Here is a 7,932-nt window from a genome sequence, read left to right as displayed (position 1 = left end):
GCTGGTGTTGATGGCTGTGCGTTCACAACAGCGGCAACTGAATCAGCTGAACTGCAAGCGCCCAGTGTTGCTTTGATCGTATAACTCCCTTCCGGTGCAGTAACAGCACCATTAGTTTGTGTTACTCCTGTTGATGGGGTTATCGTATAAGTGTAAGCCGCATTGTAATTGTCAATGGTAAAACTTCCTGTTGCTGTTGTACATGTTGGCTGGGTCACAGCGCTTAGGGTTGGAACAACAGGAACCTGATTTACCGTTACCGCAGTTCCTGCTGAAGCCATACTTGAACAGGTTCCGTTATTGGTAATAACCGTATATACTCCACTTGCAGCGGCACTGTATGTAGTAGCAGTTGCACCTGAAATCAAAGTACCATCCTTGTACCATTGGTTACCTGAGGCGGCAGATGAAGTCAGCACAACATTTCCACCAGAGCAGAATGTAGTAGTCGTAGATGTTGAAATTGTCGGGGTTGCCGGTGTTGAAGGTTGTGCATTAATTGCAAATCCTGTGTTTGACGAATCACAACTATTGACCGTCGCTTTAATGGTATAATTACCAGCCGGAGCTGTAACCGAACTCCCCGCTCTGCTAACTCCTGTTGATGGGGTTATTGTATAAGTATAAGAAGCATCATAATTGGTAATTGTAAAACTTCCTGTAGTTACTGTACATGTTGGTTGTGTTATTGCACTTAATATTGGTGGTGCCGAAGTATTTACCGTAACAATTCCCGTAATTGTAGCTGCTGCACAAGGAGCAGTATGACCAACAGTTGTTATTGTATAAGTTCCTCCTACTGTTGGAGTTCCTGAAATAGTTACAGTTTTTGCACTAGTGTCAACGGCAGCTGCTAATCCAACAGGCAAATTAGTTACCACAGCATTGGTCGCACTGCCTCCAAAAACATAAACAGTATTAGGAATTGCCGTTGCTGCACAAACTGCTGGATTTTGTGTACCACTTGTAAATGTGATTGTAGAGATATTGTTTATAACCGCTGCAACTGCAATTCTTGATGCCGTCGGACATCCTTCAGCAGAAGTAGCTCCAACATAATATGTAGTAGTACTTGATAAACTTGGTGTTGTAAAGTTCGTCCCTGTTCCCAAAGATGTTCCACCTGTTGAAGCAGCATACCAATTGATGGTTGCTCCAGTTGACGCTGTTGCATTTAATGTTACTGTCCCCGCACCACATCTGGAACTTTCTGTTGCTGAATTTATAGTTGGTAATGTATTTATTGTAGCTACAACTTCAGTTCTGGTTGCAGTTGTACAACCATTTTCTGTTGCATCTACATAATAACTGGTTGTTGTTGATAAACTTGGTGTTGTAAAACTCGTACCTGTTCCTAATGATAAACCACCCGCCGAAGCAGCATACCAGTTAATTGTCCCTGATGAAGCTGTAGCCCCCAATGTCGCAGTACCTGCATCACATCTTGAAGCCGGTGTTGTTCCTATTATTGTTGGTTTCGCATTAATAACAAAATTTGTAGCTGTTCTACAACTTGAGCCACTAGTACAGGCAGCATAATAGGTTTTTGTTCCTGGCGTATTTGTATTTATTAAACCTGATCCAGTGACTCCTACTGGATTAAAAGGAGAACCCGTATAAATTGGTGTTCCCCCAGAAGATGAAGAATACCATTCTACTCCATCTACTGTATAATTCACAGTAATCTGCATATAATCAACTGATGCAGTAATATCATTACTTGATGTCCTAGTAATATTTGAAGATAAAGCTATTCCAAAATTTTCATCATTAATATCTGCTGGTGTCCAAGATCCACTCCATAAATCTCCTGCACCTCCATAATCAACAACCGTCGTAGAATTTGTTGACCAATTTGCTAAAGTACTTTTATTATCACCTGTAATTGTTCCAGCCTTAATCAAACTAACAACATTATCGACAACATAAATATCAGAATTATTTACACTACTAAAACGATTAATTGATACCTGAATTCCTTTGATCACGGCATTTACTGGTATTGAGAAACCAAATTTTGTTCCTCGAAGATACTTTGTTCTTACAGTAGTATTTCCCCCATTAGTAACACTTGCAGTTGCACTATCAGAATTATTTGAAGTAATTTTTCCTGGATTTGACCACACTAATGTACCAGCACCTGTATTTGGGCTAGTCCCTGTCCCTGCTATTTTTGCTCCGGTACTCTCTGAAATTAAGCATGATGAAGAAGCTGTTAATGATCCCGTTCCATCCTGACAAATTGATACCCCTGTAGTTGTTGGTGCACCAGCAACTGCATTTATAACGATACCAGTAGTTGGAGATGAAGTACATCCCTGTGCATTTTTTGTTGTTACTTTATAAGTGCCTGCTACTAATCCCGAAAAAACACCTGTTGCATTATTTACCGGTGCTGCCATAGGATTTGTTCCTGTCAATGTATAACTTATTCCTGAGGCATTTGCTGGCATAGTTACCGTTACTGTTCCTGTAGGAGTAGCACAACTTGACTGTAAAATTGCAACGGTCGGCGCAGTTGGCAAAGCTAGTATCGTGATATCATCTGCAGTCGAACTAGTTCCAATAAAGTTAGTACCCGGGACATTAGATTGGTTTAATCCTTCGTAATTTTTACTAACCGTTCCATAAGCATTTGTAAATGGAGTTATTTTTCTATTTGGATCGGCAGTTGTACGAGTAGGATCAAAATAAAAAGCCTGCGCATTCGAGTTATATGTCCCTGCAGCAATCGATGTTACAACTTTCCCTACTAAAGTTATTGTTACAATTCCATTTTGTGCAATATTAAATCCTCCAAATAGAGGGTTATTTGCTGTAGCATTATTAACCAAAGGTCCTGAAGGCCCTGTAGCATCAAGTGAATATGTCGCTGTAGCGGAATCAAATTCGATACCTGCTGGAAAAAGAAAGTCTAAAACCACTCCTGCAGCATTTCCTACCCCCATATTTTTTATTTGAACCTCATAAGATACTTTCTCATCAATGGAATTACAAATTGACGTTGTTGATAAAGTTTTTACTGTTGTCTCAAGAATAGGAAAGCAATTTGAATTTACCTGCAAATTTGGCGGAACATCTTGTAATGTAAATGTTGACACATAACCAACTGACCCACTGATGGCTCCATGATTGATTCCATTACCAGCATTAGATTTACCTGCTGCGCCACCAAGTACACTAGCACTTATACTTACTGTACCCGAAAGGTTATGACTAATAATTCCGCCACCTCCTCCTCCACCAGGTCCATGCTCATTGTTATTATCATTTTCTGTATTTCCTCCATCACCTCCATTCGCCTCTATTCTAATAGTTGCGTTACTATCATTAGAAATGTTTAATAATACAGTTCCTCCAGCTCCGCCACCACCAGCTCCGTCAGGCGAACCTGAATAAGCACCAGGTGCTCCTTTTCCTCCGTTAGCATAAATATTACCAGTTCCTAAAACCGTACCCGCATTAACGAGAATAATAGCACCACCAACACCTCCTTTTACACCAGATGAAGCATTATTGGCATCACCGGCTCCACCACCTCCGCCCATAACAAGCCTTGGAAATGGGACAGCTGTAAGATATGATCTAAAACCCGGTCTTCCTCCTCCTGTTGCGGGAAGAATATTGCCATTACCACCTTGCCAGCCAGCACCACCTAAACCACCATAACCACCATTACCACCTCCACCGCCACCAGTATTATGGTCATTACCTCCTCCTCCTGCATTAGCTGGAGCTCCTCTTCCCGAAGATCCTCCCGGCATTCCTTCAACTAAATTATCAACTTGATTATATCCATCCCACATATAGCGTGGTGTTCCTGCTATTCCTTCTCCTTTTCCAGAAATTTTATTATTAGTTGATAATCCCACATAAGTATTAGCATCATTTAGATCAGAGTCTGCTCTAGGACTATAACCACCTCTAAAACCACGAGCAGTTCCATCAATTGTATAGCCGGCAAAATTAAATGTACCTGAAACATTAAAAGCTATTACACCACCCGCAACTCCATTAAAAGGCGGGGTGGTAATATTAGATGTAAGTGTCAAATTTGAATATTGCGGCACTCTAACAATTTGAAATGTTCTTTTTCCCCTTGTTGATGTTGCATCCGCGTTAAAAAAACTATTAAGCACACCGCCGCCGGTACCAGTTCCCTTAAATGTTAAATTCCCTCCTGTCAATGGCACACTATTAGTTGCAATAACATATTCAAAAACACCAGTATTACCAAGAGCCGTAAAACCAGTCCCACCTAGGCCATCCAAGCCGCTATTTGCAGTTCCGGAACCATAACTTGTACTATTTGTATAATCTATGGTAGCATCCTGCATTTGAATAATCAAAATCAAATCTCCTGTAGAAATTGGAGTCGCACCAAAATTATTAAGATGCGCATCTGTTGCCGGTACTTTGCTTAACACTATGGATTTAGATCCCGCATTCATCGTAACATTTCCTGTAATAGGATAATAAGTATTTACAGAACTTGATACTGTTACAGGACCATCACCTCCAGGGGTACCACAAATTTGCGCAAACAAAGATGTGTTTGATAATAGAAGTAAGAAAACAATAAAAAATGACCTAAGTAAATTAAGATCTTTAAAAGTAAAGTTACGCATACGCAAATGAGATTTGAGGAATACAAATATTGTTAACTGTAAAACCAATCGTGGTTTTCAGAATATAGAAGACATACGAAAAAATATGAGGAGTGGATTTTGAATTAAAATAATATCTGAAGTGAGATTTTATTCTTAATTCAAAAAATGATTGAACCATTTGAGTAATCGGCTCAAGACATAAAAATGGTCTCATAATTTATGGTAGTTTTGGTGCGGCGAAAGTATATAAACGCCTAATAACTAGCTACATTACTCGACAAACTACTTATAAAAACGTTGAATTACACTTATTTCCAGTCGAAACGACCTTTTATGTTTTGAAAAATTAATAATTCCTCAATACAAAAGAAGAAATTTCTTAATTTTTTACGAATCACAAAGCTTTATCTTTAATTTGATATCAAAACATCAAAAAACCTTACAAAAACAAAAATTACAAACAGAGGTTTTCTTTTTAACATTTGTTTACTTTTTATTCACGATATGTTAAAGGAGTTTTTCTTCTTAAGTAATTATTTTTTAATAAAATTTATTACTACTGAACTCACTTTTTACAAATAAAAAATAGGTTAAAAGATATCTCTACTATTAGATAATTTATTCTACAAACAAGACGAATAAATATTGATTATCAAACGATTAAACTTTTAATAAATATTTAATCTTTTTAATCAAATTAAAAAATTGTTGCACTTTCAAAATTCAAAAACACTTTCATACATTTCAACAAGCAAGAGAAGTAATATTTTAATTACCAGATAACTATAGCAAAATTATCGCTAACCAATAAAACAAAACTTCAATAGATTTACCGTTCGTCGATAAAAAACATAGACAAAATGTACATGTTGTGTCTCATTTCCTACATTGCAAAAAAGACACATATATCAAATTGCAAAAGAGGTTCTTACAAAAATGTGCCTTTTTCTTCGTTTTATAAAAATATGTGAAATAAAATTCTGGAAGTAAAATATTAGGTAATTCAAAAGAAAAAAAATAGTCAGAACCAACATCTAACTTTTTTTTAATCTAAAAAGTTAATATTGCGTTTTAAACCATCGAATTTGGTACGCTTAATTGGAGAATTTTTAAAAACTCTTTTGAAAGTTTCTTCTGTTATCTCAAGCCAATCTTTTTTTGAAAAAGAAAGCAATTCAGGATTGGGATTAAATAAAGGTTCAGAATGTGGTTTCGAGAAACGATTCCAGGGACAGACATCCTGACAAGTATCACAACCAAACATCCACTCATCGAATTTCCCTTTCATCTCATAAGGAATATTCTCCTTTAATTCTATAGTATAATAGGAAATGCATTTACTTCCATCAACAACATAGGGGGCAACTATTGCCTGAGTAGGGCAAGCATCAATACAGGCAGTACATGACCCACAATGATCCGTAACAGCATGATCATATTCTAAATCTAAATCAATAATAAGTTCTGCTATAAAATAAAATGAACCTACTTTTTGAGTTAGCAGATTACTATTTTTACCAATCCAACCCAATCCGCTTTTAGCCGCCCAAGCTTTATCTAACACAGGAGCAGAATCAACAAAAGCACGACCTGAAACATCACCTATATTTTCTTTAATCGAATGAAGGAATTCTTTTAATTTTTCTTTAATTACGAAGTGATAATCCTGACCATAGGCATATTTTGATATTTTAAAACTTTCCTGATTTTGCGATTCGGCCGGATAGTAATTTAACAAAAGTGAAACTATACTTTTTGCGTCATCAACTAACAATGTTGGGTTTAATCGCTTATCAAAATGGTTTTCCATATAAGCCATTTGACCATTTTGATTATTTTTTAACCACTTTTCAAGTCTAGGCGCTTCTTGCTCAAGAAATCCAGCTTTAGATATCCCACAAGAAAGAAAACCAAGTCGTCTTGCCTCAGCTTTTATAAATTTCGAATATGTCTCTTTTGAATTGATTGTCATCTTTTAGAGAAAATAACTTCTACTCCTACAGGTTTCAATGTTATTAGCGGATTAAGTTTAATATCCGAATTAACAGTTTTAATTCTATATTTTTTCACGATATGAGAAATGGTCAAACACATCTCATACATAGCAAATCCGGCACCAATACACATTCGGGGCCCAGCACCAAATGGATAAAAATATTGCATTGAATGCTTCTTTTGTTCCCCAAGAAATCTTTCAGGTATAAATTCCTCAGGATTATCCCAATATTTAGGATTACGATGCAGTTCATAAAAAGAAACTCCTATTAAAGTACCCTTTTTCAAATTAAATAAACCAATATTATCATCTTCTACATTTTGTCTATCGGTTATCCAAGCCGGAGGATATAAACGCATTGCTTCATTTAAAACCGCACTTGTATACGTCATTTTTTGAAGTTGCTCAACGACATTTTCTGTTTGTGATTTAATTTCAATAATCTCATCAAAAACTTTTTGTTGAATTTCCGGATTTCTTCCTAGAAAATAAAGTGTAAAAGTTAATGCATTCGCAGTTGTCTCATGCCCAGCAATAAAAAGAACTTTAATTTCATCTATTAACTGCTTTACAGACATTCCTTCTCCTGTATCTTCGTACCGGGTTTCTAAAAGCATACTAAGCAAATCATTAATCCCTTCGTTTGAAGCAATTCTATCCTCAATAATTCCCCTAATAATACTGTTATTCTCTTCTGCTAATTCAAGGTGTTTTTTTACTTGCCCAGTAGCCGCAAACCACCATGCTTTATGAGGAAGTCGTATCTCCTTAATCAAGAAATTTTGAACTTCTCCTATAATTACTTTTATACGATTTAATTTTTCTTCAGAAATAGAAAGTTGAAATAAGGATTTTGCTACAACATTAAAAGCCAACTGACTCATTACCGGGAAAAGATCAACTGCTTTCTTTTCAACTAAAACAGCTAATTCTGAAATTATAATCTGATTCATGTTTTCAACCAACTGATTCATCTTTTGCTTATGAAATGCAGGTTGAATAAGTCTTCTTTGTTTTAACCAAAAATCACCATCAACAGTCAATAGTCCCTTTCCTAAATACTTAGAAAGATAAACAGACTGAAACTTTGATTTATGGTAATTCTTTTGATTTTTTTGTAAAATATGTTGTGCAATTTCATTATCCCTGGACAATATCAAATGCTTTGACATACCAATTTTAAGAGAAAACGAATCTCCAAATTTATCAAAGTACTTTTTATGAAAAGGAATAGGATTTCTGCGTACTCCTTCTGCATCCAAAAAGAATCTAAAAATGGAAAGTTTGTTCGGATAACTATATTTTTTATTTTCAGACATTGAAAAA

Annotated in this window: 3 protein-coding genes; all 3 read right to left on the bottom strand. The window is 36.1% G+C overall.

Going from position 1 to position 7,932, the window contains the following annotated elements; all coding sequences use genetic code 11:
• The coding region (locus Q7C23_RS22625; RefSeq protein ID WP_375034628.1) for a beta strand repeat-containing protein at positions 1-4,547 on the bottom strand (4,547 nt) is incomplete at its 3' end.
• A gap of 1,108 nt (positions 4,548-5,655) precedes the next feature.
• Positions 5,656-6,582, bottom strand: a complete 927-nt coding sequence (queG, locus tag Q7C23_RS22620) for a tRNA epoxyqueuosine(34) reductase QueG (RefSeq protein WP_375034627.1) — start codon at positions 6,580-6,582, stop codon at positions 5,656-5,658.
• On the bottom strand, positions 6,579-7,925 hold the full coding sequence (locus Q7C23_RS22615; protein ID WP_375034626.1) for a cytochrome P450: 1,347 nt from the start codon (positions 7,923-7,925) through the stop codon (positions 6,579-6,581). Before Q7C23_RS22615 ends, queG begins: the two co-directional genes overlap by 4 nt.
• Positions 7,926-7,932 lie beyond the last annotated feature (7 nt).

It is taken from the genome of Flavobacterium sp. LAR06 (assembly GCF_041946075.1).
GTDB lineage: Bacteria > Bacteroidota > Bacteroidia > Flavobacteriales > Flavobacteriaceae > Flavobacterium.
The sequence above is the reverse complement of the archived record's forward strand: the minus strand, read 5'-3'. Positions and strand labels throughout refer to the sequence as shown.